Source organism: Streptomyces sp. NPDC126497, assembly GCF_040302425.1.
GTDB lineage: Bacteria > Actinomycetota > Actinomycetes > Streptomycetales > Streptomycetaceae > Streptomyces.
This window is the reverse complement of the sequence record NZ_JBEORT010000047.1, coordinates 14770-36491: the sequence shown is the minus strand read 5'-3', so window position 1 is coordinate 36491 and position 21722 is coordinate 14770. Positions and strand designations below refer to the sequence as shown.

At 73.9% G+C, this 21722-nt stretch carries 20 protein-coding genes; 14 read left to right on the top strand and 6 right to left on the bottom strand.

The genetic code is table 11. The features are described 5' to 3' along the window. Positions 1-71: 71 nt before the first annotated feature. The 8 genes from ABTY20_RS20445 to ABTY20_RS20410 all read left to right on the top strand — a co-directional run bounded on the left by ABTY20_RS20445 (position 72) and on the right by ABTY20_RS20410 (position 10840). The gene (locus tag ABTY20_RS20445; protein WP_351998429.1) at positions 72-677 is read left to right on the top strand and encodes a hypothetical protein; all 606 of its coding nucleotides are present in this window, start codon (positions 72-74) and stop codon (positions 675-677) included. Beyond that, the gene (locus ABTY20_RS20440; protein WP_351998441.1) at positions 677-1294 is read left to right on the top strand and encodes a TetR/AcrR family transcriptional regulator; all 618 of its coding nucleotides are present in this window, start codon (positions 677-679) and stop codon (positions 1292-1294) included. Before ABTY20_RS20445 ends, ABTY20_RS20440 begins: the two co-directional genes overlap by 1 nt. Positions 1295-1387: 93 nt before the next feature. Beyond that, positions 1388-3652 carry a molybdopterin oxidoreductase family protein gene (locus ABTY20_RS20435; RefSeq protein WP_351998428.1) on the top strand — a complete coding sequence of 755 codons (2265 nt, stop codon included), beginning with the start codon at positions 1388-1390 and terminating at the stop codon, positions 3650-3652. 98 nt (positions 3653-3750) lie between these two features. Further along, complete coding sequence (locus tag ABTY20_RS20430) at positions 3751-5220, top strand: CitMHS family transporter (protein WP_351998427.1); 1470 nt, start codon at positions 3751-3753, stop codon at positions 5218-5220. A 37-nt stretch (positions 5221-5257) separates the two neighbouring features. Continuing rightward, positions 5258-6487: an MFS transporter gene (locus tag ABTY20_RS20425; protein ID WP_351998426.1), complete on the top strand. Its 1230-nt coding sequence runs from the start codon at positions 5258-5260 to the stop codon at positions 6485-6487. 418 nt (positions 6488-6905) lie between these two features. Next, entirely contained in the window at positions 6906-8243 is a 1338-nt protein-coding gene (locus tag ABTY20_RS20420; RefSeq protein ID WP_351998425.1) for an ABC transporter ATP-binding protein, read from the top strand. Positions 8244-8349: 106 nt separating this feature from the next. Then, the gene (locus tag ABTY20_RS20415; protein ID WP_351998424.1) at positions 8350-9738 is read left to right on the top strand and encodes an aldehyde dehydrogenase family protein; all 1389 of its coding nucleotides are present in this window, start codon (positions 8350-8352) and stop codon (positions 9736-9738) included. Between the two features lie 16 nt (positions 9739-9754). Continuing rightward, positions 9755-10840, top strand: a complete 1086-nt coding sequence (locus ABTY20_RS20410) for a Zn-dependent alcohol dehydrogenase (protein ID WP_351998423.1) — start codon at positions 9755-9757, stop codon at positions 10838-10840. Here ABTY20_RS20410 and ABTY20_RS20405 read toward each other — a convergent pair. The 3 genes from ABTY20_RS20405 to ABTY20_RS20395 all read right to left on the bottom strand — a co-directional run bounded on the left by ABTY20_RS20405 (position 10837) and on the right by ABTY20_RS20395 (position 13306). After that, entirely contained in the window at positions 10837-11838 is a 1002-nt protein-coding gene (locus ABTY20_RS20405; protein WP_351998422.1) for a DMT family transporter, read from the bottom strand. The genes ABTY20_RS20410 and ABTY20_RS20405 overlap by 4 nt on opposite strands. A gap of 62 nt (positions 11839-11900) precedes the next feature. After that, positions 11901-12611, bottom strand: a complete 711-nt coding sequence (locus tag ABTY20_RS20400; protein WP_351998421.1) for an ArsR/SmtB family transcription factor — start codon at positions 12609-12611, stop codon at positions 11901-11903. A 53-nt stretch (positions 12612-12664) separates the two neighbouring features. Continuing rightward, positions 12665-13306, bottom strand: a complete 642-nt coding sequence (locus ABTY20_RS20395; RefSeq protein WP_351998420.1) for a TetR/AcrR family transcriptional regulator — start codon at positions 13304-13306, stop codon at positions 12665-12667. A 104-nt stretch (positions 13307-13410) separates the two neighbouring features. Between ABTY20_RS20395 and ABTY20_RS20390 the strand changes: the two genes are divergently transcribed. From ABTY20_RS20390 to ABTY20_RS20380, 3 genes are all read left to right on the top strand, one after another. Beyond that, positions 13411-14562 (top strand): acyl-CoA dehydrogenase family protein, encoded by a 1152-nt coding sequence (locus ABTY20_RS20390; protein WP_351998419.1) that lies wholly within the window; start codon positions 13411-13413, stop codon positions 14560-14562. A gap of 59 nt (positions 14563-14621) precedes the next feature. Further along, positions 14622-14909 carry a YiaA/YiaB family inner membrane protein gene (locus tag ABTY20_RS20385; protein ID WP_228967621.1) on the top strand — a complete coding sequence of 96 codons (288 nt, stop codon included), beginning with the start codon at positions 14622-14624 and terminating at the stop codon, positions 14907-14909. A gap of 71 nt (positions 14910-14980) precedes the next feature. Then, a complete protein-coding gene (locus tag ABTY20_RS20380; RefSeq protein ID WP_351998418.1) occupies positions 14981-15619 on the top strand; it encodes a TetR/AcrR family transcriptional regulator in 639 nt (212 codons plus the stop codon). On the opposite strand, the gene ABTY20_RS20375 is transcribed toward ABTY20_RS20380, so the two are convergent. Beyond that, a complete protein-coding gene (locus tag ABTY20_RS20375) occupies positions 15616-16077 on the bottom strand; it encodes a MaoC family dehydratase (protein WP_351998417.1) in 462 nt (153 codons plus the stop codon). The genes ABTY20_RS20380 and ABTY20_RS20375 overlap by 4 nt on opposite strands. 131 nt (positions 16078-16208) lie before the next feature. On the opposite strand from ABTY20_RS20375, the gene soxR reads away from it, so the two are divergent. Further along, positions 16209-16703 carry a redox-sensitive transcriptional activator SoxR gene (gene soxR / locus ABTY20_RS20370; RefSeq protein WP_351998416.1) on the top strand — a complete coding sequence of 165 codons (495 nt, stop codon included), beginning with the start codon at positions 16209-16211 and terminating at the stop codon, positions 16701-16703. A 187-nt stretch (positions 16704-16890) separates the two neighbouring features. Here the strand turns inward: soxR and ABTY20_RS20365 are convergent, their stop codons facing one another. After that, the gene (locus ABTY20_RS20365) at positions 16891-17493 is read right to left on the bottom strand and encodes a hypothetical protein (RefSeq protein WP_351998415.1); all 603 of its coding nucleotides are present in this window, start codon (positions 17491-17493) and stop codon (positions 16891-16893) included. 361 nt (positions 17494-17854) lie between these two features. Beyond that, entirely contained in the window at positions 17855-19105 is a 1251-nt protein-coding gene (locus ABTY20_RS20360; RefSeq protein WP_351998414.1) for an exo-beta-N-acetylmuramidase NamZ family protein, read from the bottom strand. A gap of 167 nt (positions 19106-19272) precedes the next feature. Here ABTY20_RS20360 and ABTY20_RS20355 point away from each other — a divergent pair, with 167 nt between their 5' ends. Both ABTY20_RS20355 and ABTY20_RS20350 read left to right on the top strand, forming a co-directional pair. Beyond that, complete coding sequence (locus tag ABTY20_RS20355; protein WP_351998413.1) at positions 19273-20046, top strand: SDR family oxidoreductase; 774 nt, start codon at positions 19273-19275, stop codon at positions 20044-20046. Further along, positions 20043-21707: a class I adenylate-forming enzyme family protein gene (locus ABTY20_RS20350; protein ID WP_351998412.1), complete on the top strand. Its 1665-nt coding sequence runs from the start codon at positions 20043-20045 to the stop codon at positions 21705-21707. The genes ABTY20_RS20355 and ABTY20_RS20350 overlap by 4 nt, the downstream gene beginning before the upstream one ends. Positions 21708-21722: the final 15 nt, after the last annotated feature.

The window sequence follows — 21722 nt, the reverse complement described above, 5'->3', positions numbered from 1 at the left end:
CTCGGCGGAGGACGGGGAACCCGACTTCAGGGGGATCCCTCCGGTCGCACCGGTGTTCTACGCTCCCGGGCATGTCGTGGACGCGGAAACCGATCACCGCGCTCGCGGTCTGTGTCGCACTCCTGGCCGGATCCGCGGGCTGCGGTCCGAGCGGCACCCGGGAGCAGGACGGGAAGTCGTTCCCGCCGGCCGGTGAACTCCTGGACGAGCGGGACGGGGAGGGCCGCCCCTACCGCGAGGTGGACGAGGAGGGTGCGCCCGCCGTCGGCGTCGAGGTCACCCCCGACACCGACGGCGGCTGGGACGTACGGCTGTCCGTGCGCAACTTCCGCTTCTCGCCGGGCGGCGCCGGCCGGCGCGCGGTGGCCGGCCGGGGCCTGGCGCGCCTGGAGCTGAACGGCCGCCGCGTCGCCCTGCTGCGCACCCCCGAGTACCACCTCCCCGGCCACTCCGTCCCGCGCGGCACGCACCACGTCACCGCCCGCCTGTACGCCGACGACGGCTCGGTGTGGGCCGTGGACGGCCGGCCCGTGGAGAGCACGGCCGACATCACCGTGTCGGACCGGGAACCGGGCGCCGGGCCGGCCGCCGCGGCGCCCCCGGAAGGGACGCGCGGGGCGGACGGGCGGGGCCGTGACGGAGGGCGGGGTTCACCGGGCGGGGACGGGCGGGCATGATGAGCCCCGTGCCCCACGCGACATCGCTCCGCCGGGCGCCGGTGCAGCGGCGCAGCGCCGAACGGCTGGCCAGGATCCTCGACGCCTGCGCCGCGCTCCTCGACGAGGCCGGCTACGACGACCTCAGCACCCGCGCCGTCGCCCAGCGCGCCGGTGTGCCCATCGGCTCCGTCTACCGTTTCTTCGGCAACAAGCGCCAGATGGCCGACGCGCTGGCCCAGCGCAACCTGGAGCGCTTCGCCGAACGGGTCACCGAGCGCCTCGGGGTCACCGGGGACCGGGGCTGGCGGCACGCCGTGGACGTCGTGCTCGACGAGTACCTCGACATGAAGCGCACCGCTCCCGGCTTCTCCCTCGTCGACTTCGGCAACCAGATACCCGCCGGCGCCCGCCGCGCCGAACCCAACCACCGCGTCGCCGGCCGCCTCACCGACCTGCTCTCCGGCTACCTCGGCCGCGAGGCCGACGACGACCTGCGCCGTACCGTGCTCGTCGCCGTCGAGACCGCCGACGCCCTCGTCCACCTGGCGTTCCGGATGACGCCCGAGGGGGACGAGAAGGTCATCGGCGAGTTGCGGGAGATGCTGCGGGCCCATCTGGCCCGGACGCTGGACTGAGCCGCCCCCGGCGACCCCCTCCCCTCCGTGCATACCGGTCGGTATGCTCGGCCCGTCCGCGCGTCACCGCAGTCGCCGCACCCGGGAGGCCCCGTGCCCCGCACCGCCCTTCGTATCTGCCCCCTGTGCGAGGCCACCTGCGGCCTGACGCTCACCATCGACGACGGCCGGGTCACCGGCGCCCGCGGCGACCGCGACGACGTGTTCAGCAAGGGCTTCGTCTGCCCCAAGGGAGCCGCCTTCGGAGCCGTCGACTCCGACCCCGACCGGCTGCGCACCCCGCTGGTCCGCGTCGACGGGGAACTGCGCGAGGCCACCTGGGAGCAGGCCTTCGACGCCGTGGCCGCAGGGATACGGCCCGTCGTCGAGCGGCACGGACCGCACGCCGTCGGCATCGTCCTGGGCAACCCCAACGTCCACACCGTGGCCGGCGCCCTCTACCCGCCCGTCCTCATCGCCGGGCTCGGCACCCGGAGCCTGTTCACCGCCTCCACCCTCGACCAGATGCCCAAGCACGTCTCCAGCGGACTGCTCTTCGGCGACGCGAACGCCATCCCCGTGCCCGACCTCGACCGCACCGACCACCTGCTGCTGATCGGCGCCAACCCCCTGGAGTCCAACGGCAGTCTGTGCACCGCCCCCGACTTCCCCGGCCGGCTCAAGGCCCTGAAGGCCCGCGGCGGCACCCTCACCGTCGTCGACCCGCGCCGCACCCGCACCGCCCGCCTCGCCGACCGGCACCTCGCCGTCCGCCCCGGCACCGACGCGCTGCTGCTCGCGGCGATGGCGCACACCCTGTTCGACGAGGGCCTCGTCGACCTCGGCGAGCGGGCGCCGCACATCCAAGAGCTCGACGAACTCGCGGCCGCGCTCCGGGACTTCATCCCCGAAGCGGTCTCCGGCGCCTGCGACGTCGACGCGGAGACCCTCCGCACCCTGGCCCGGGAACTCGCCGCCGCCCCCACCGCCGCCGTCTACGGCCGCATCGGCAGCTGCACCGTCCCGCACGGCACCCTCGCCAGCTGGCTCGTCGACGTCCTCAACATCCTCACCGGCAACCTCGACCGGCCCGGTGGCGCCCTCTTCCCGCAGGCCGCCACCGACAGGACCCCGCGCCCCGCCGGCCCCGGCCGCGGCTTCGCCCTCGGGCGCTGGCACTCCCGGGTGAGCCGGCACCCCGAGGCCAAGGGCGAGCTGCCGCTGTCCGCCCTCGCCGAGGAGATCGACACCCCCACCGACGAGGGCGAGCCGGTCCGCGCCCTCGTCGCCGTCGCCGCCAACCCGGTGCTCTCCGCCCCGGACGGCGACCGGCTCGACAAGGCGCTCGGCTCGCTCGACTTCATGGTGAGCGTCGACCCGTACCTCAACGAGACCTCGCGCCACGCCGACGTCGTCCTGCCGCCGCCCCCGCCCGCGCAGAGCCCGCACCACGACTTCGCCTTCAACACCCTCGCCGTGCGCAACCAGGTCCGCTACACCCGCGCGGCCGTCCCCCTGGAACCCGGCCGGATGGCCGAGACCGAGATCCTGGCCCGGCTCGTCCTCGCCGCGACCGGCATGCACGGCACCGACCCCGGCGCCGTGGACGCCATGGTGATCGACCGGACCCTCGCCAAGGCGGTCCGGGAGCCGCACTCCCCGGTCCACGGACGCGACCCGAAGGAACTCGCCGCCCTGCTCACCGGCGCCGACGGCCCCGAACGGCGCCTCGACACGATGCTGCGCCTCGGCCCCTACGGCGACGGCTTCGGCGCCGACCCCGACGGGCTCACCCTGGAGAAGCTGCTCGCCCACCCGCACGGCATCGACCTCGGACCCCTGCGCCCGCGGCTGCCGCAGCCCCTGAAGACCCGCAGCGGCAAGGTGGAGCTGCTGCCGGAACCGATCGCCGCCGACCTCCCCCGGCTGCGCGCCGCCCTCGGTGAACGCCCCGCCGGACTCGTCCTCGTCGGCCGCCGCCACCTGCGCTCCAACAACAGCTGGATGCACAACGTGCCCGCCCTCACCGGCGGCTCCAACCGCTGCACCCTGCACCTCCACCCCGAGGACGCCGGACGCCTCGGCGTACGGGACGGGGAGCCGGTGCGGATCAAGGGCGCCGGGGGAGAGGTGACCGCGCCCGCCGAGGTCACCGACGCCGTACGCCCGGGCGTGGTGAGCCTGCCGCACGGCTGGGGCCACGACCGGCCCGGCACCCGTACCCGGCACGCCGCCACCGACCCCGGTGCCAACGTCAACCAGCTCCTCGACGGAAGCCTCCTCGACCCGTTGTCGGGCAACGCCGTCCTCAACGGTTTCCCCGTCGAGGTGGTCCCGTCGGCCGCCGCCACGGGCGAAACGTTCGGCGCTCTGACCTGAGCAAAGCTGTGACCTGGGGTTTTGCGCTTATTGCTCGCGGGTGGACGTCTTGTTAACGCGGCTTTACGGAACCTAACGTCGACGCACCGCCGGCCCTGGTGGGATGTTCAAGGGCGAACGTTAGGTATCCACTCATGCTGACCCTCCTCGGCTTCGTCATGATCGCGACCTTCCTGGTCCTGATCATGCTGAAGAAGATGTCGCCGATCGCGGCGCTCGTGCTGATCCCCGCGCTGTTCTGCGTGTTCGTCGGCAAGGGCGCCCACCTCGGTGACTACGTCATCGACGGCGTGTCCAGCCTCGCGCCCACCGCGGCGATGCTCATGTTCGCGATCGTCTACTTCGGTGTGATGATCGACGTCGGACTCTTCGACCCGATCGTCCGCGGCATCCTCCGGTTCTGCAGGGCGGACCCGATGCGGATCGTCGTCGGCACCGCGCTGCTCGCCGCGATCGTGTCGCTGGACGGCGACGGCTCCACCACCTTCATGATCACCGTCTCGGCGATGTATCCGCTGTACAAGCGCCTGAAGATGAGCCTGGTCGTGATGACCGGTGTCGCCGCCATGGCCAACGGCGTGATGAACACGCTCCCCTGGGGCGGCCCCACGGCCCGCGCGGCGACCGCGCTCAAGCTCGACGCCGGCGACATCTTCGTCCCGATGATCCCGGCCCTGCTGGTCGGCCTGCTGGGTGTCGTCGTCCTCGCGTACGTGCTCGGCCTGCGCGAGCGCAGGCGGCTGGGCGTGCTGACGCTGGACGAGGCGCTGGTGAAGGAGGAGGCCGAGGAGACGGAGACGGTCCTCGTCGGCGCGGGCGGTGGTTCCGGTACCGCTCCGGGGAAGCAGGCCGGTGGCTCCGGTACCGCTCCGGGGAAGCACACCGGCGGCTCCGGCACGGACGCCGGCGAGGAGGGCGACGACGACTTCCAGGGCCTCGACCCGAACCGCCCCACCCTGCGCCCCGGGCTGTACTGGTTCAACGCGCTGCTCACGGTCGGCCTGCTCACCGCCATGATCATGGAACTGCTGCCGATCCCGGTGCTGTTCCTGCTCGGCGCCGCCCTCGCGCTCTCCGTCAACTTCCCGCACATCCCCGACCAGAAGGCCCGGCTCGCGGCCCACGCCGACAACGTCCTCAACGTCTCCGGCATGGTCTTCGCCGCCGCCGTCTTCACCGGCGTCCTCCAGGGCACCGGCATGGTCGACCACATGGCCGAGTGGATGGTGGACGTCATCCCCGAGGGCATGGGCCCGCACATGGCCGTCGTCACCGGCCTGCTGAGCCTCCCGCTCACCTACTTCATGTCCAACGACGGCTTCTACTTCGGTGTCCTGCCCGTCCTCGCCGAAGCCGGCGCCGCGCACGGCGTCTCCCCGCTGGAGATGGCCCGCGCCTCCCTCGTCGGCCAGCCGCTGCACATGTCCAGCCCGCTCGTCCCCGCCGTGTACGTCCTGGTCGGCATGGCCAGGGTCGAGTTCGGCGACCACACCCGGTTCGTGGTGAAGTGGGCGGCCATGATCTGCCTGCTGATCCTCGCGGCCGGAATCCTGTTCGGCACCATCTGAGCCGGACACCCGGACCACCGTCAGGAAGGACCCGATCATGACGCCCGGTGGGAACCGCGGCTGGCTGCTCCGCCTCGTCATCGCCTTCGGCTTCGCGCAGGGGGCGGTGTCGATGGCCCGGCCCGCCGTCTCCTACCGGGCGCTCGCGCTGGGCGCGGACGAGCGGGCGGTCGGTGTGATCGCGGGCGTGTACGCGCTGCTGCCGCTGTTCGCCGCCGTACCGCTCGGCCGGCGCACCGACCACGGCCGCTGCGCACCCCTGCTCCCGGCCGGCGTGGTGCTCATATCCGGCGGCTGCGCGCTGAGCGGCCTGGCCGGGTCGCTGTGGACGATGGCCCTGTGGAGCGGGGTGATGGGCCTCGGCCACCTCTGCTTCGTCATCGGTGCGCAGTCCCTCGTCGCCCGCCAGTCCGCCCCGCACGAACAGGACCGCAACTTCGGCCACTTCACCATCGGCGCCTCGCTCGGCCAGCTGGCCGGTCCCATCGCGGCGGGCGCGCTGATCGGCGCGGACATGGCCCGCACCAGCGCGCTCGCCCTGCTGGCGGCGGGAGCGGGCGGCGCCGTCGCGCTCACCTCGCTGTGGCGCATCGAGCGACCGGGGGCCCCGGCGTCCCGTGCGGGACAGGGCGCACGGGTGCCGGTGCGGGGCATCCTGCGGGCCCGGGGCGTCCCCGCGGGCATCCTCGTCAGCCTGGCCGTGCTGTCCGCGACCGACATCCTCACCGCCTACCTCCCGGTGGTCGGCGAGCACCGGGGCATCGACCCGGCCGTCATCGGCCTGCTGCTCAGCCTGCGCGCGGCGGCCACCATCGCCTGCCGGCTGGTCCTCACCCCGCTGCTGCGCCTGCTCGGCCGCACGGTGCTGCTGACGGTGACCTGCCTGCTGGCGGCGCTGCTGTGCGCGGGCCTCGCGCTGCCGCTGCCGGTGTGGGCGCTGGCCCTGGTCCTGGCGGTCCTCGGTTTCTGCCTGGGCGTCGGCCAGCCGCTGTCCATGACGACGGTCGTCCGGGCCGCCCCCGCCGAGGCCCGCTCCACCGCCCTCGCCCTGCGCCTCACCGGCAACCGCCTGGGCCAGGTCGCCGCCCCCGCGGCGGCGGGCCTGGTCGCGGGGGTCGCGGGCGCGGCGGCCCCGTTCGTGATGCTCGGCGCCCTGCTCCTGCTGTCCTCGGGCGTCGCCCTGCGCACCCCGTCCCGGCCGGCCGAGGACCCGCCGCCCGCCCGGAAGACCACCGGGGACCGCCTCGGGCGCCGTACGGTCCGCTAGCCGGTGCCCGGCGGGCGCGTCCGCACGGGCAGGACGGCGCGATCACGCACACCGGGAGGCGTGCCGTGCGCACAGGGGGGACCGCGTGCTCCTGATCGTCCTGTCCGGTGTTCCCGTCCTCGCCCGTCGCAGGACGCGTCCGCGTCGCCCGGGGCGGCCCGGGGCGGTCCGCGCCGGGCGCGCGGAGCGGCCGGGGGGAACCCCGCCGGCGGGGACGACTGACGCGGAACACCGGCCCCCGCCGAATCCGGACGTCCGCTTTCTCACCTGCTGGACCGGGACGCCCCGATCCCGTCCCGTGTCTTCCCCCGGCTGCTACTTTCCGTTAGCTTCCGTGACCCATACGTCCCGTGCGGCCCGCGCGGGGCGTTCCGAACGCGGAGCACCAGCGCCCAGATCCGCCTCCGGGGGCACCCTCATGACACGCGCCATCTCCCTGCACGACGTGAGCAAGGCATACACGCGAGGCGTCCGCGTGGTGGACCGGCTGTCGCTGGACATCGCGCCCGGCGAGTTCCTCGTCCTGCTCGGCCCCTCCGGCTGCGGCAAGTCCACCGTGCTCCGCATGATCGCCGGGCTGGAGGACATCGACGAGGGCCGGCTGTTCCTCGACGGCGAGTACGGCAACGACCTGCCCCCCTCCGACCGGGACATGGCGATGGTGTTCCAGAACTTCGCCCTGTACCCGAACATGTCCAGCCGCGACAACATAGGCTTTCCGCTGCGCATCGAGTCCCCCGGCGCCGACCCGGCCCCGCGGGTGGACGCCACCGCCCGCATGCTCGGCATCGAGGACCTCCTCGACCGCTTCCCCGCCCAGCTCTCCGGCGGCGAACGCCAGCGCGTCGCCATGGGCCGGGCCATCGCCCGCCACCCTTCCGCCTTCCTGATGGACGAGCCGCTGTCCAACCTCGACGCCAAGCTCCGCAACCGTCTGCGCGCCGAGATCTCCCAGCTCACCCGGGAACTGGGCGTCACCACCGTCTACGTCACCCACGACCAGTCCGAGGCCATGTCGCTCGGCGACCGCGTCGCCGTGCTGCGCGGCGGGGTCCTCCAGCAGGTCGGCACCCCGCGCACGGTCTACGCCCTGCCGGCCAACGTCTTCGTCGCCGCGTTCATCGGCACCCCGCGCATCAATCTGCTGCGCGGCCTGGTACGTGCCCCGCTCGACGGGGCGATGACCATCAGCCTGGGCAAGCAGTTCCTGCGGCTGCCCGAACCGCTGTCCCTGGACCACCAGTTGCTGCGGGTGCAGCAGGGCCGCGAGGTCATCGTCGGCCTGCGCTCGGAGGCCGTGCGGATCGCCAAGCCGTCCGCCGCGCGGACCGGCGAGGTGGCGCTCACCGGCCTGGTGGAGCACCTGGAGTTCCAGGGCCACGAGGTCCTGGTCCACTTCGACACCGGCTCCCGGCCCGCCGTCGTCCCGGATCTCGAGGCCCCGCGCCCGCGGCCCGCGCGCACGGCCCGGCGCCGCCGCGGGGGCACGGTCCTGCACCGGCTGCGGGAACGGGCCGGGGCGCTGCGCGCGGGGCCGGTGGCGACGCCGGAGCGGCCCGGAGGACCGGACCCGGCCCCCGTCTCCGCCGAACCCCGCGTCCCCGGCGACCTCATCGTCCGCACCACCCCCGACATCCGCCTCCGGCAGGGCATGCAGGTACCGCTCCTGGTGAACGTCGGCCACCTGTTCGTCTTCGACCAGAACGGCGAGCGGATCTGCCCCAGCCCGGCGCGCCTGCCCGACCTGGAGGAATGACACGCATGCGCGGAGCCCCTGGCGCGGTAAAACTAACATCGCTAGTTTAGGAGGCTCGCACGAACTGAGCGGTCGGACACCGACGCCCCGCCCCGGAGGAAGCGCGATGAAGGCACACGACGGCATGTACATCGACGGCGCCTGGCGCCCGGCGGCCGGCCCGGACGTGATCGAGGTGGTGAACCCGGCCGACGAGCAGGTGATCGCCACGGTGCCCGCGGGCACCGTGGAGGACGTCGACGCCGCCGTGCGCGCCGCCCGGGCCGCCCTGCCCGCCTGGGCCGCCACCCCGCCCGCCGAGCGCGCCGCCCGGCTGGCCGCGCTGCGGGACGTGCTGGTGGCCCGGCAGGACGAGATCGCCGGGACGGTGACCGCCGAACTCGGCGCGCCCCTCAAGCTCTCGCAGACCGTCCACGCCGGCGTGCCGATCGCCGTGGCCGGCTCGTACGCCGAACTGGCGGCGACGTACGCCTTCGAGGAGAGGACCGGCAACTCGACGGTCCTGCACGAGCCCGTCGGCGTGGTCGGCGCGATCACCCCCTGGAACTACCCGCTCCACCAGATCGTCGCCAAGGCCGCACCCGCCCTCGCGGCCGGCTGCACCGTCGTCGTCAAGCCCGCCGAGGACACCCCGCTGGTCGCCCGGCTGTTCGCGGAGGCCGTGCACGAGGCCGGGGTCCCGGCGGGCGTGTTCAACCTCGTCACCGGCCTCGGCCCGGTGGCCGGGCAGGCCCTCGCCGAGCACCCGGGCGTCGACCTGGTCTCCTTCACCGGCTCCACCGCCGTCGGCCGCCGCATCGGCGCGATCGCCTCGGGCATGGTGAAGAGGGTCGCCCTGGAACTCGGCGGCAAGTCCGCCAACGTCATCCTGCCCAGCGCCGACCTGGCCCGCGCGGTCAACGTCGGCGTCGCCAACGTCATGTCCAACTCCGGCCAGACCTGCAGTGCCTGGACCCGCATGCTGGTCCACCGCGACCGGTACGACGAGGCCGTGGAACTCGCCGCGGCCGCCGCCGCGAAGTACGGCGACCGCATCGGCCCGCTCGTCAACGCCGCGCAGCGGGAACGCGTGCGCGGGTACATCGAGAAGGGCGTCGCCGAGGGGGCCCGGCTGGTCGCGGGCGGCCCCGACTCCCCGCACGAGCGGGGCTACCACGTCAGCCCCACGGTCTTCGCCGACGTCACCCCGGAGATGACCATCGCCCAGGAGGAGATCTTCGGCCCCGTCCTGTCGGTCCTGCGCTACGACGACGAGGACGACGCGCTGCGCATCGCCAACGGCACCGTCTACGGCCTGGCCGGCGCCGTCTGGGCCGGGGACGAGGCGGAGGCGGTGGCCTTCGCCCGCCGCATGGAGACCGGCCAGGTCGACATCAACGGCGGCCGTTTCAACCCCCTCGCCCCCTTCGGCGGTTACAAGCAGTCCGGTGTGGGCCGTGAACTCGGCGCGCACGGCCTGGCCGAGTACCTCCAGACCAAGTCCCTCCAGTTCTAGGGGAGTCGCATCCGTCATGGCCGTACGCGCCGCTGTCCTGCCCGCCGTCGGTGTCCCGTTGGAGATCACCGGGATCGACCTGCCCGAACCCGGTCCCGGCCGGGTCCGCGTCCGGCTCGCCGCCGCCGGGGTCTGCCACTCCGATTTGTCCCTGTCCGACGGCACCATGCGCCTGCCGGCCCCGGCCGTCCTCGGCCACGAGGGCGCCGGCACGGTCGTCGCCGTCGGCGAGGGCGTCACCCATGTCGCGCCCGGCGACGGCGTGGTCCTCAACTGGGCCCCGTCCTGCGGCTCCTGCCCCGCCTGCGCGCGCGGCGAGGTCTGGCTGTGCGCGAACGCCCTGGCCGGCGCCGCCGAGGTGCACGCCCGCCGCGCCGACGACGGCACCGACCTGTACCCGGGACTGAACGTCGCCGCGTTCGCCGAGGAGACGGTGGTGTCCGCCTCCTGCGTGCTGCCGGCCCCGGACGGCGTCCCGCTCACCGACGCCGCGCTGCTGGGCTGCGCGGTGCTCACCGGCTACGGCGCCGTCCACCACTCCGCGAAGGTGCGGCAGGGGGAGACCGTCGCGGTGTTCGGCGTCGGGGGAGTGGGCCTCGCCGCCCTCCAGTCGGCCCGGATCGCGGGCGCGTCCACGATCGTCGCGGTCGACGTCTCCCCGGAGAAGGAGGAGCTCGCCCGGTCCGCCGGCGCCACCGACTACCTCGTCGCCTCCGACACCACCGCCCGGGAGATCCGTGCCCTCACCGGCAAGGAGGGCGTGGACGCGGCCGTGGAGTGCGTCGGCCGGGCGACCACCATCCGCACGGCCTGGGAGTCCACCCGGCGCGGCGGACGCACCACGGTCGTCGGCATCGGCGGCAAGGACCAGCAGGTCACCTTCAACGCCCTGGAGATCTTCCACTGGGGCCGCACCCTCTCCGGCTGCGTCTACGGCGACTCCGACCCGGCCCGCGACCTCCCGGTCCTCGCCGGACACATCCGGGCCGGCCGCCTGGACCCGGGCGCCCTGGTCACCGAACGGATCGCCCTGGACGGCATCCCGGCCGCCTTCGACACCATGCGGGCGGGCAGGGGCGGACGGGCGCTGGTGGTCTTCTAGGGGCGTCGTCCGGATCTCGTCCGGGTCCGGACGACCGGCCCCCGGCCGGGCCCGCGGGTGGTCTCCTCCCGGGCGGCCGGGGGCGCGGCCGCCCGCGCCGCCGTCCCCGACCGGGACCGGGACACCGCCACGCCGGCGAGACACAGGGCACCGCCCACCAGCGTGAGCGGGCCCGGCACCTCGCCGAGCGCCAGCCATGACATCAGCACGACCAGCGCGGGCACCGCGTAGGTCGTCGCGCCCATCCGGCTCGCGGTCGTACGGGCCAGTGCGTAGGCCCAGGTGGTGAAGGCCAGGGCGGTCGGGAAGACGCCCAGATAGACCATGTTGAGCGTGGCGGGGACGGGCGCGTCGGCGGCCTCCTCCACGAGCCGCCCGGCGAACGGCAGACAGGCCACCGCCCCGACCAGGCACCCGTACGTCGTCACCTGCAGCGGGCTCGCCGCGCCCAGCGCCGGCTTCTGCGCGACCACCCCGCCCGCGTAGGCCACGGCCGCCAGCAGGCACAGCACCACCCCGAGCACCGAGGACCCGCCCCCGCCGGACATCGACAGTCCCACGGTCACCGCACCGGCGAACGACACGGCCATCCCCGCCAGCAGCCTCGGTGGCATCGGGTCCCCGAGCAGCCGGGTCCCGAGCAGCGCGATGAGGATCGGCCCGGTGTTCACCACCAGCGCCGCCGTGCCGGCGTCGACCCGCTGCTCGCCCCAGTTCAGGGCCACCATGTAGAACCCGAACCAGAGCACCCCCGATATCAGGATCCCGCGCCGGGCCGGCCGGGGCGGCAGCCCTTCCCGCCGCAGCAGACAGATCGCCCCCAGCGTCAGCGCGCCGGCCAGTAGCCGTCCGAGCGCGAGCGCCCCCGGCGAGTACGCGGTCCCCGCGCTGCGGATGGACACGAAGGCGGATGCCCACAGCACGACGGTGACACCGGCCGCGCAGGCCGCGAGCACCTCCGGGCGACGGGCGGGGTGAGGGACGGGGATGCGCATCATGCTCCTGAGGCCAGAAGGGTCGAGGGGTGGGACGTCCGCGGATCCCGGACGGGGCCCGGCCGTCACCGGAGGGCCCCCGCGCCGATCCCCAGCAGCTCGGACAGCGCGCGTTCGCCCGCCTCCGTCACCTTCACCGCCCGCTCGGAGCCGATGCGCACGCACCAGCCCGCCTCCAGGGCGTGCCGGCACAGGGCCGCGCCCGCCGCTCCGGCGAGGTGGGGCCGGCGCTCCGTCCAGTCCAGGCAGGCGCGGGCCAGCGGACGGCGGCCCCGGCGGTCCAGGCCGATGCCCGCCGCGGAGAACCAGTGCACACCCGCGTCCGTGAGCGCGAACCCGGTGTCCTGGAGCAGCAGTCCCCGTGCGGTGAGGGCGTCCGTGACGGCGATGCCGAGCCGCCCGGCGAGATGGTCGTAACAGGTCCGCCCGCGGGCCATGGCGGCCCCGGCGCCCGCCTGCCGCAGGGTGCGCGGGCGTCCGGCGGCGCCCGGGGCCACCTGCGCGGTCAGGTCCTCCACCAGCTGCGCGATCCGCGCGCCGGCCAGCCGTACGTAACGGTGCCGCCCCTGCCGCTCCTCGGCCAGCAGTCCGCCCGCGACCAGTTTGCCCAGGTGCTCGCTCAGCGTGGAGGCGGCGACACCGGCGTGCCGGGCCAGCTCGCCCGCCGTCCAGGCCCGCCCGTCCAGCAGCGCCAGCAGACAGGCGGCCCGCGTCTCGTCCGCGACCAGCGATGCGAGGCGGGCGAGACCGGCCGCCCGGGGGTCCTTGGTGGTCATGCCCTCCAGCATGCGGCACGGACCTTTCGGCGCCCGCCGAAGCGTCCGCGGGCTCAGGCCCCGCCCCGCGCCCGCTCGTACTGCAGCGCCAGCCCGTCCAGCAGCGCCGCCAGTCCCGTCTCGAAGGCCCGCTCGTCGATCTTCTCCTGCTGCTCCGCGAGCAGGTGGGCCTGGCCGAGGTGCGGGTAGTCGGCGGGGTCGTAGGCGCTGGCGTCGTCCACGAAGCCGCCCGCGAAGGAGCCGAGCGCGGAGCCCATGATGAAGTACCGCATCAGCGCGCCGATGGAGGTGGCCTGCGCGGGCGGCCAGCCGGCCTCGACCATCGCGCCGTAGACCGCGTCGGCCAGCCGCAGCGCCGCCGGACGGCGGCCCGGACCGCGGGCCAGGACCGGGACGATGTTCGGGTGGTCGCGCAGCGCGGCCCGGTAGGAGACCGCCCAGTCGTGCAGCGCGGTCCGCCAGTCCCGGCCGTCCTCGAACATCGACAGGTCGACCAGCCCGCTCACCGAGTCGGCCACCGCCTCCAGGATCTCGTCCTTGGTGCGGAAGTGGTTGTAGAGCGAGGGCCCGCTCACCCCCAGTTCCGCGGCGAGCCGGCGGGTGGAGACGGCCGCGAGGCCCTCCGCGTCCACCAGCGCACGGGCCGTACCGACGATCCGGTCGGTGCTGAGCAAGGGCTTGCGCGGTCGGGCCATGGCGCACATAGTAGGACCGCGACAGTAAACTAGCAGTGCTAATTTAAAGACGCACGGTCTGTCGGACGTGCACGGCAAGCGGATCCCCCGGGGAGTGACTCGGTATGAACCTGGAGCTCAGTGAGGAGCAGGAGGCCGTCCGCCGGCTCGCCCGGGACTTCGTGGAGCGCGAGGTCGCGCCCCACGCCACCGCCTGGGACCGCGCCGAGGAGGTCGACCGCGGCATCGTGAAGAAGCTCGGCGAGGTCGGCTTCCTGGGGCTGACGGTCGACGAGGAGTACGGCGGCAGCGGCGGCGACCACCTCGCGTACTGCCTGGTCACCGAGGAACTGGGCCGCGGCGACTCCTCCGTGCGCGGCATCGTCTCGGTCTCCCTCGGCCTGGTCGCCAAGACGATCGCCGCCTGGGGGAGCGAGGAGCAGAAGCGCGCCTGGCTGCCGGGCCTCACCTCCGGGGAGCACGTCGGCTGCTTCGGCCTCACCGAGCCCGGCACGGGGTCGGACGCCGGGAACCTCGCCACGCGGGCGGTGCGCGACGGCGACGACTACGTCGTCAACGGCACCAAGATGTTCATCACCAACGGCACCTGGGCCGACGTCGTCCTGCTCTTCGCCCGCTCCACCGACGCCCCCGGCCACCAGGGCGTCTCCGCCTTCCTCGTCCCCGCCGACACCCCCGGCCTGACCCGGCGCGCCGTCCACGGCAAGCTCGGCCTGCGCGGCCAGGCCACCGCCGAACTGGTCCTCGAGGACGTGCGCGTGCCCGCCTCCGCGATGCTGGGCGAGGAGGGCAGGGGCTTCTCGGTCGCCATGTCCGCCCTCGCCAAGGGCCGGATGTCGGTCGCGGCCGGCTGCGTCGGCATAGCGCAGGCCGCCCTGGACGCGGCCGTGCGGTACGCGGGGGAGCGGGAGCAGTTCGGGAAGGTCATCGCCCGGCACCAGCTCGTCCAGGAGCTGATCAGCGACATCGCCGTGGACGTCGACGCGGCCCGGCTGCTCACCTGGCGGGTGGCCGACCTGATCGACCGGGGCCGGCCCTTCGCCGTCGAGTCCTCCAAGGCCAAGCTCTTCGCCTCGGAGGCCGCCGTCCGCGCCGCCAACAACGCCCTGCAGGTCTTCGGCGGCTACGGCTACATCGACGAGTACCCGGCCGGCAAACTCCTGCGCGACGCGCGCGTGATGACCCTCTACGAGGGCACCAGCCAGATCCAGAAGCTGGTCATCGGCCGTGCGCTGACCGGGGTCTCGGCGTTCTGAGTACGCTCTGAGTAGCTGAGCGGATGTGGCCGCGGCCACATCCGCCGATCCTGGTCCCCATGAGCGACACACCGGTCAAGCAGCAGAGCACGGCCGCCTTCTACGGCCAGGCCGTCGCGTCCTTCGGGGTGGCCATGGGCGCCACCGCGGTCGGCATCTTCAACCTCGAGACCGACTCCTGGGTCCGCGCCTTCCTGGGCATCGCGGTCCTGTACCTCGTCACCTCCGCCTTCACCCTCGCCAAGGTCATCCGTGACCGCCAGGAGGCCGGGCAGATCGTCAACCGGGTCGACCAGGCCCGCCTGGAGAAGCTGCTCGCCGAGCACGACCCGCTCCAGAAGCTGTGACGACGGGTACGCTAAGCGAGCGCTCACCCTTGCCGGTATGGTGTTACCCCTGCCAGTGAACGAGGTGAGCGATGAGTACGGCGGAGGAGACGGCCGGCGCCGAGGCGCAGCCGTGGGGTGAGGTCACGCCCGAAGCGGCCAGGCGGCTGCTGCTCGCCGCCGTGGAGGCGTTCGCGGAGCGCGGTTACCACGCCACGACGACCCGCGACATCGCGGGCCGCGCCGGGATGAGTCCGGCCGCGCTCTACATCCACTACAAGACCAAGGAAGAGCTGCTCCACCGCATCAGCAGGATCGGCCACGAGAAGGCCGTGGAGATCCTGCGCACGGCGGCCCGCACCGAGGGCGGCCCCGGCGAGCGGCTCGCCGAGGCGGTCAGCTCCTTCGTCCGCTGGCACGCGGGCGGCCGGACCACCGCCAGGGTCGTGCAGTACGAACTCGACTCGCTCGGCCCCGAGGCCCGCGCCGAGATCCTCGGCCTGCGCCGGCAGGTCGACGCCGAGGTGCGCGGGATCATCGAGGAGGGCGTGCGCTCCGGCGAGTTCGACGTCATCGACGTCCAGGGCACCACGCTCGCCGTGCTCTCCCTGTGCATCGACGTGGCCCGCTGGTTCAACGTCGACGGCCCCCGCACCCCCGAGGAGGTCGGCGCGCTCTACGCCGACCTCGTGCTCCGGATGGTCGGGGCGAGGGAACCCGGGTCCGCCTAGAGGTAGTAGCGGGCCACCGACTCGGCCACGCACACCGGCTTGTCGCCGCCCTCGCGCTCCACGGTGAACGCCGTGGCCACCTGGACGCCGCCCGGCACCTCGTCGACGGCGGTGATCACCGCGGTCGCGCGCACCCGCGAGCCGACCGGGACCGGGGCGGGGAAGCGCACCTTGTTGGTGCCGTAGTTGACGCCCATCTTCACGCCCTCGACGGAGATCAGCTGCGGGCCGAACAGCGGCAGCAGCGACAGCGTCAGATAGCCGTGCGCGATGGTCGTCCCGAACGGTCCCGCCGCGGCCTTCTCCGGGTCGACGTGGATCCACTGGTGGTCCCCGGTGGCCTCGGCGAACAGGTCGATCCGCTTCTGGTCGACCTCCAGCCAGCCGGTGTACCCCAGCTGCTCGCCCACCGCCGCCTTCAGGTCGTCGACGGACGTGAAGATCCTCGGCTCTGCCATGTCCCGGCCTCTCGCGTCACGTAGTCGCAGCGCACCGGTGTGCGCATGCCTAAGCAACTGCTTAGCATGGTGTGCGGGGAGGCCCCTGTCAACGACGACCGGCCGCCGGTCGGGTGGGTAGGGTTCGGGGAGTGCCCCAGATTCCCGAGAAGATCCACGAGCTCACGGTCGGCCAGCTCTCCGCACGCAGCGGCGCCGCCGTCTCGGCCCTGCACTTCTACGAGTCCAAAGGCCTGATCGGCAGTCGCCGCACCCCGGGCAACCAGCGCCGCTACAGCCGTGACACCCTGCGCCGGGTCGCCTTCATCCGCGCCGCCCAGCGCGTCGGCATCCCGCTCGCCACGATCCGCGAGGCGCTCGCCGAGCTGCCCGAGGAACGCACGCCCACCCGGGACGACTGGGCGCGCCTGTCCGAGGCGTGGCGGTCCGAGCTGGACGAGCGCATCAGGCAGCTCAACCGGCTGCGCGACCACCTCACGGACTGCATCGGCTGCGGCTGCCTCTCCCTGGACGGCTGCGTCCTGTCCAACCCGGACGACGTCTTCGGCGAACGCCTGACGGGCTCCCGCCTGCTGGCGGAGAACGGCGGCACGCGCCGCGGCGGCCGGTCGAAGGGCGGCCGCTGACCCGGGGGATGTTCGCAGGGCGCCTCCCCGCTCCCGGCCCGGCCCGGGCGGGGGACCCCCGATGAGCGGGGGAGCCCGTCGCCCCGGGGTGCCTCCCGGGCCTTTCGGTGCCGGGAGGCGCGGCCGCCCGCGGCTTCGCGCGTGGGGGTGCGGCATCCCCTGCGCACCCCCTTGCTCCCTGCCCTCCTCAGGCCGACACCAGCAGCCTCGCCCTGCGGGCGTCCGCCAGGGCCCCCGGGGTGAGCACGGGGCGCGGCACCAGGATCCCGCAGTCCGCGCAGACCGGGCCCGCCGACGGCTCGTGGTCCAGGCCGTGGCGCCACACGAGCCGTTCCCCCCGGCACACGGGGCAGACCGCGCCCGGCTCGCGCTCCAGCGCGGCTATCAGCCGCCGCAGCACCTCGGCCAGCGGCTCGCGCGGATGCACCCGCGGATCGTCGCACCAGGCCACACCGAAACCGCCCCAGGTCAGCCGGTGCCAGTCGTCCACGCTGCCGGGCCTGCGCAGCCCGTCGTGCTTCTCCTTCCTGCGCCGCTCGGCGAACTCGACCTCATAGGCCAGCCAGACCGCCCGGGCCTCCTCCAGCTCGTCCAGCGCGGCCACGAGCCGCGCCGGGTCGACGGAGCGGTCCTCGGGATCGAACCCGGCCCGCGAGCACAGATGGTCCCAGGTCGCCCTGTGCCCGTAGGGAGCGAACCGCTCGAGGCACTTGCGCAGCGAGTAGCGCCGCAGCGCCAGATCGCACCGGGGATCTCGGACCTGTCTCGCCAGACTCCGGAAACCGGCCATCGTCCTGCACCTCCGTCACACCTGCACCTGTAATCCGGTCACTTCGGCGTCATCGAACGGACGTCGCCGAATAGACGTGTCGACACGCGAATCGGCTCCATCCTTTTTCCGATGGCCCCCTCAGCCGGCCGCGGGACTCACGGGTCAACTCCCGTGGCTCCTGCTTCAGTTGTGGTCATTCACGGGGATACCGGCGGTAACCCGCTCCGTTCCCTTCCCCGGGAGGGGAAGGCCCTTCCTCCACGGTCTGAGAACTCCCCGGGGCCTCCACGGGTTCCTGAAGGCCCCGTGTATATGCACGCCCCGCGCAAAACGGCGGCGGGGCGCCGTTCGCGCCCCGCCGCCGTCCTCCGCCGCCCGCTCAGCGGTAGAGCAGGTACTTCCGCCGCGTCCTTCGGAACACCGCCAGCTCCTCCTGCCAGCCGGCCACCACCTCGTCCGTGTCCGCGCCCGCGTCGATCATGGTGCGCACGCGCGCGGAGCCGGTGAGCCTGTCGATCCAGTGGTCCGGGCGCCAGGCGAAACCGCTCCACGACCGCTTGGCGGTGACCAGCAGCCCGATCCCCGTCCGCACCGGATCGAACGCCTCCCGGTCGTGCACGTGCAGCTGGACGCCCCCGACGGTCCTCCCCTGGAACTTGGAGAACACCGGCGCGAAGTACGCCTCCCGGAACCGCACGCCCGCGAGGCCCAGCGCGTTCGCCGCCTGCGCCCAGCGCCCGTCGATCCCCTCCGCGCCCAGCAGCTCGAACGGCCGGGTGGTCCCGCGCCCCTCCGAGAGGTTCGTCCCCTCGAACAGGCACGTCCCCGAGTACACCAGCGCCGTCTCCGGCGTCGGCATGTTCGGGCTCGGCGGCACCCACGGCAGCCCGGAGGCGTCGTAGAAGTCCGACCGCCGCCAGCCCGACATCGGCACGGTCTCCAACGGCACCGGCACCGGCAGGAACTCCCCGTTGAACAGCAGGGCCAGCTCCGCCGCCGTCATCCCGTGCGCCTGCGAGACCGGCTGCCTGCCGACGAACGTCGCGAACTCCTTGTGCAGCACCGGGCCCAGCGCGGCCCGCCCGGTCACCGGGTTCGGCCGGTCGAGGACGACGAACCGCCTGCCCGCGAGCGCGGCCGCCTCCATGCAGTCGAACAGCGTCCAGATGTACGTGTAGAAGCGCGCGCCGACGTCCTGGACGTCGAAGACGACGGTGTCCACGCCGGACGCGGTGAAGACGTCGGCGAGCTCCTGACCGCTCTTCAGATACGTGTCGTAGACGGGCAGGCCGGTGGCCGGGTCGTCGTGGCGGCCCTCCGAGCCGCCCGCCTGGGCGGTGCCCCGGAAGCCGTGCTCGGGGCCGAAGACGGCGGTCAGGTCCACCCGGTCGTCGGCGTGCATCACGTCGACGATGTGCCGCACGTCCCGGGTGATGCCCGTCGGGTTGGTGACCACGCCCACGCGCCGGCCGTCGAGCAGCGCGTAGCCGTCCGCGGCGAGCCGTTCGAACCCGGTGCGCAGCCGGCGGCCGCCCCCGTGCGCCGGCCCGGGAGCGGCGGCGGCCGGCGCGGCACAGGCCGCGGCCGCGGCCGTGGTGGTGGCGAGCAGGCTCCGTCTGGACAGCTTCATGCGGTGACCTCCGTGAGGGCGGCGGGTGTCATGCGCACGCACGCTAGCGCGCCCGGCCGCCCCGGGGAACGAACCGGACCGCCCCCGCGCGGAACTCCTCTTCCACTGGACATACCGACCGGTTAGTCTGGCGCCGGAACCGCTGGGAGCCGCGTCGAAGGAGACCGATGGTGCAAGCCGTGCAGGGTGCGAAGGTGGTCGTCACGGGAGCCGGGGGCGGCATCGGAGCGGCCCTCGCCCGCCGCTTCGCCGAGCGGGGGGCACGGGTCGTCGTCAACGACCTGGACGCCGGCCGCGCGGAGGCCGTCGCCGAGGAGATCGGGGGCCTCGCCGTCGTGGGCGACGCCTCCTCGATCGTCGCCGAGGCCCGCGACGCGCTCGGCGGGACGGTCGACGTGTACTGCGCCAACGCGGGCGTCGGCCGCGACGGCGGGGAACCCGGGGAGCCGCTCGACGAGCAGGGCTGGGCGCTCTCCTGGGACGTCAACGTCATGGCGCACGTCCGCGCGGCGCACGCGCTGCTCCCGGAGTGGCTGGAGCGCGGCGGCGGACGCTTCGTCTCCACCGTCTCCGCCGCCGGACTGCTCACCATGATCGGCACCGCCCCCTACAGCGTCACCAAGCACGGCGCCTACGCCTTCGCCGAGTGGCTGTCGCTGACGTACCGCCACCGCGGGGTGAAGGTCCACGCGATCTGCCCGCAGGGCGTGCGCACCGACATGCTCGAGGCCAGCGGCAGCGCGGGCGAGCTGGTGCTCAGGCCGACCGCGATCGAACCGGAGGACGTCGCCGACGCCCTCTTCCGGGGCATCGAGGAGGACCGCTTCCTGATCCTGCCGCACCCCGAGGTCGCCGAGTACTACCGGGCCCGCGCCGCCGAGCCGGACCGCTGGCTGGCCGGCATGAACCGCCTCCAGCAGCAGTGGGAGGCCACCCGGTGACCGGCTCCCGCTACGCCGCCAAGCCCTGGCTGGCCCTCCTCACCGACGCCCAGCGCGCCCCGGTCGACCCCGCGGACTCCCTGGTGCACGCCCTGCGCCGCGCGGTCGCCGAGGCCCCCGACCGCACCTTCCTCGCCTACTTCGACGGCCGCCTCACCTACCGGGAGGCCGACGGGCTCAGCGACTCCGTCGCCGGCCACCTCGCCGCGCGCGGCCTGGAGCGGGGCGAGCGGGTGGCGATCCTGCTGCAGAACTCCCCGCTCTTCGTGCTCGCCCTGCTCGGCGCCTGGAAGGCGGGCGCGGTCGTCGTGCCCGTCAACCCGATGTACAGGTCCGGCGAGGTGACGCACGTCCTGCGGGACGCCGACGTGGCCGCGCTGATCTGCTCCGACCGGGCCTGGGAGTCGTACCTGCGCGACACGGCCGCCGACTCGCCGGTGCGGATCGCGCTCACCGGCTGCGAGCTGGACTTCCAGACCCGCGGCGACACGCGCGTGCTCGCCTTCGAGCGGCTCCCGCAGCCCCCGGACGCCGACGACCTCGCCACCGCCGCCCGCCAGGGACACCCGCCCCCCGAGGACCGCGCCCCCGCCCCCGGCGACACCGCGCTGATCAGCTACACCTCGGGCACCAGCGGCGCACCCAAGGGCGCCACCAACACGCACCGCAACATCATGTACAACGCCGAGCGGCAGCGCACGGGGCTCGGCCTGCCCGAGGCGCCGGTCTACTTCGCGCTGGCGCCCCTGTTCCACATCACCGGCATGGTGTGCCAGCTCGGCGCCTGCCTCGACAGCGCGGGCACCCTCGTGCTGGCGTACCGCTTCGAGCCGGGCGTCGTCCTGGACGCCTTCACCGAGCACCGGCCGCACTACACCGTCGGCCCGTCCACCGCCTTCATGGCGCTGGCCGCCCACCCCGGCGCGAGCCGCGACCACTTCTCGTCCTTCCGGGTGATCTCCTCCGGCGGCGCCCCGCTGCCGCCCGCCCTGGTGGAGAGGTTCCGGGCCGGCTTCGGGCCGTACCTCCGCAACGGCTACGGGCTGACCGAGTGCACCGCCCCCTGCGCCTCCGTCCCGCCGCACCTGGAGGCGCCCGTGGACGAGGCCTCCGGCACGCTGGCCGTCGGCGTGCCCGGCCCCGACACCGTCGTACGGATCGTCGACGACCGGGGCGAGGAGGTGCCCCTCGGCGAGCAGGGCGAGATCGTGGTGCGCGGCCCGCAGGTCGTGCCCGGGTACTGGCGGCACCCCGACGCCACCGCCGAGACCTTCCCGGACGGCGAACTGCGCACCGGCGACATCGGCTTCATGGACCCCGAGGGCTGGCTGTACGTCGTCGACCGCAAGAAGGACATGATCAACGCGTCCGGCTTCAAGGTGTGGCCGCGCGAGGTCGAGGACGTGCTCCACACCCACCCGGCGGTGCGCGAGGCCGCCGTCGTCGGGGTGCCCGACGGATACCGCGGGGAGACCGTCAAGGCCTTCGTCAGCCTGCGCCCCGGCGCCGAGGCGGACCCGGCCGCACTCGCCGCGTACTGCAGGGAGAGACTGGCCGCCTACAAGTATCCGCGCCGGGTGGCGATCCTGCCGGACCTGCCGAAGACGGCCAGTGGGAAGATCCTCCGGCGGGAACTGCGTTCCCTGACCCACGACGACTAGCAGCGACACGGAAAG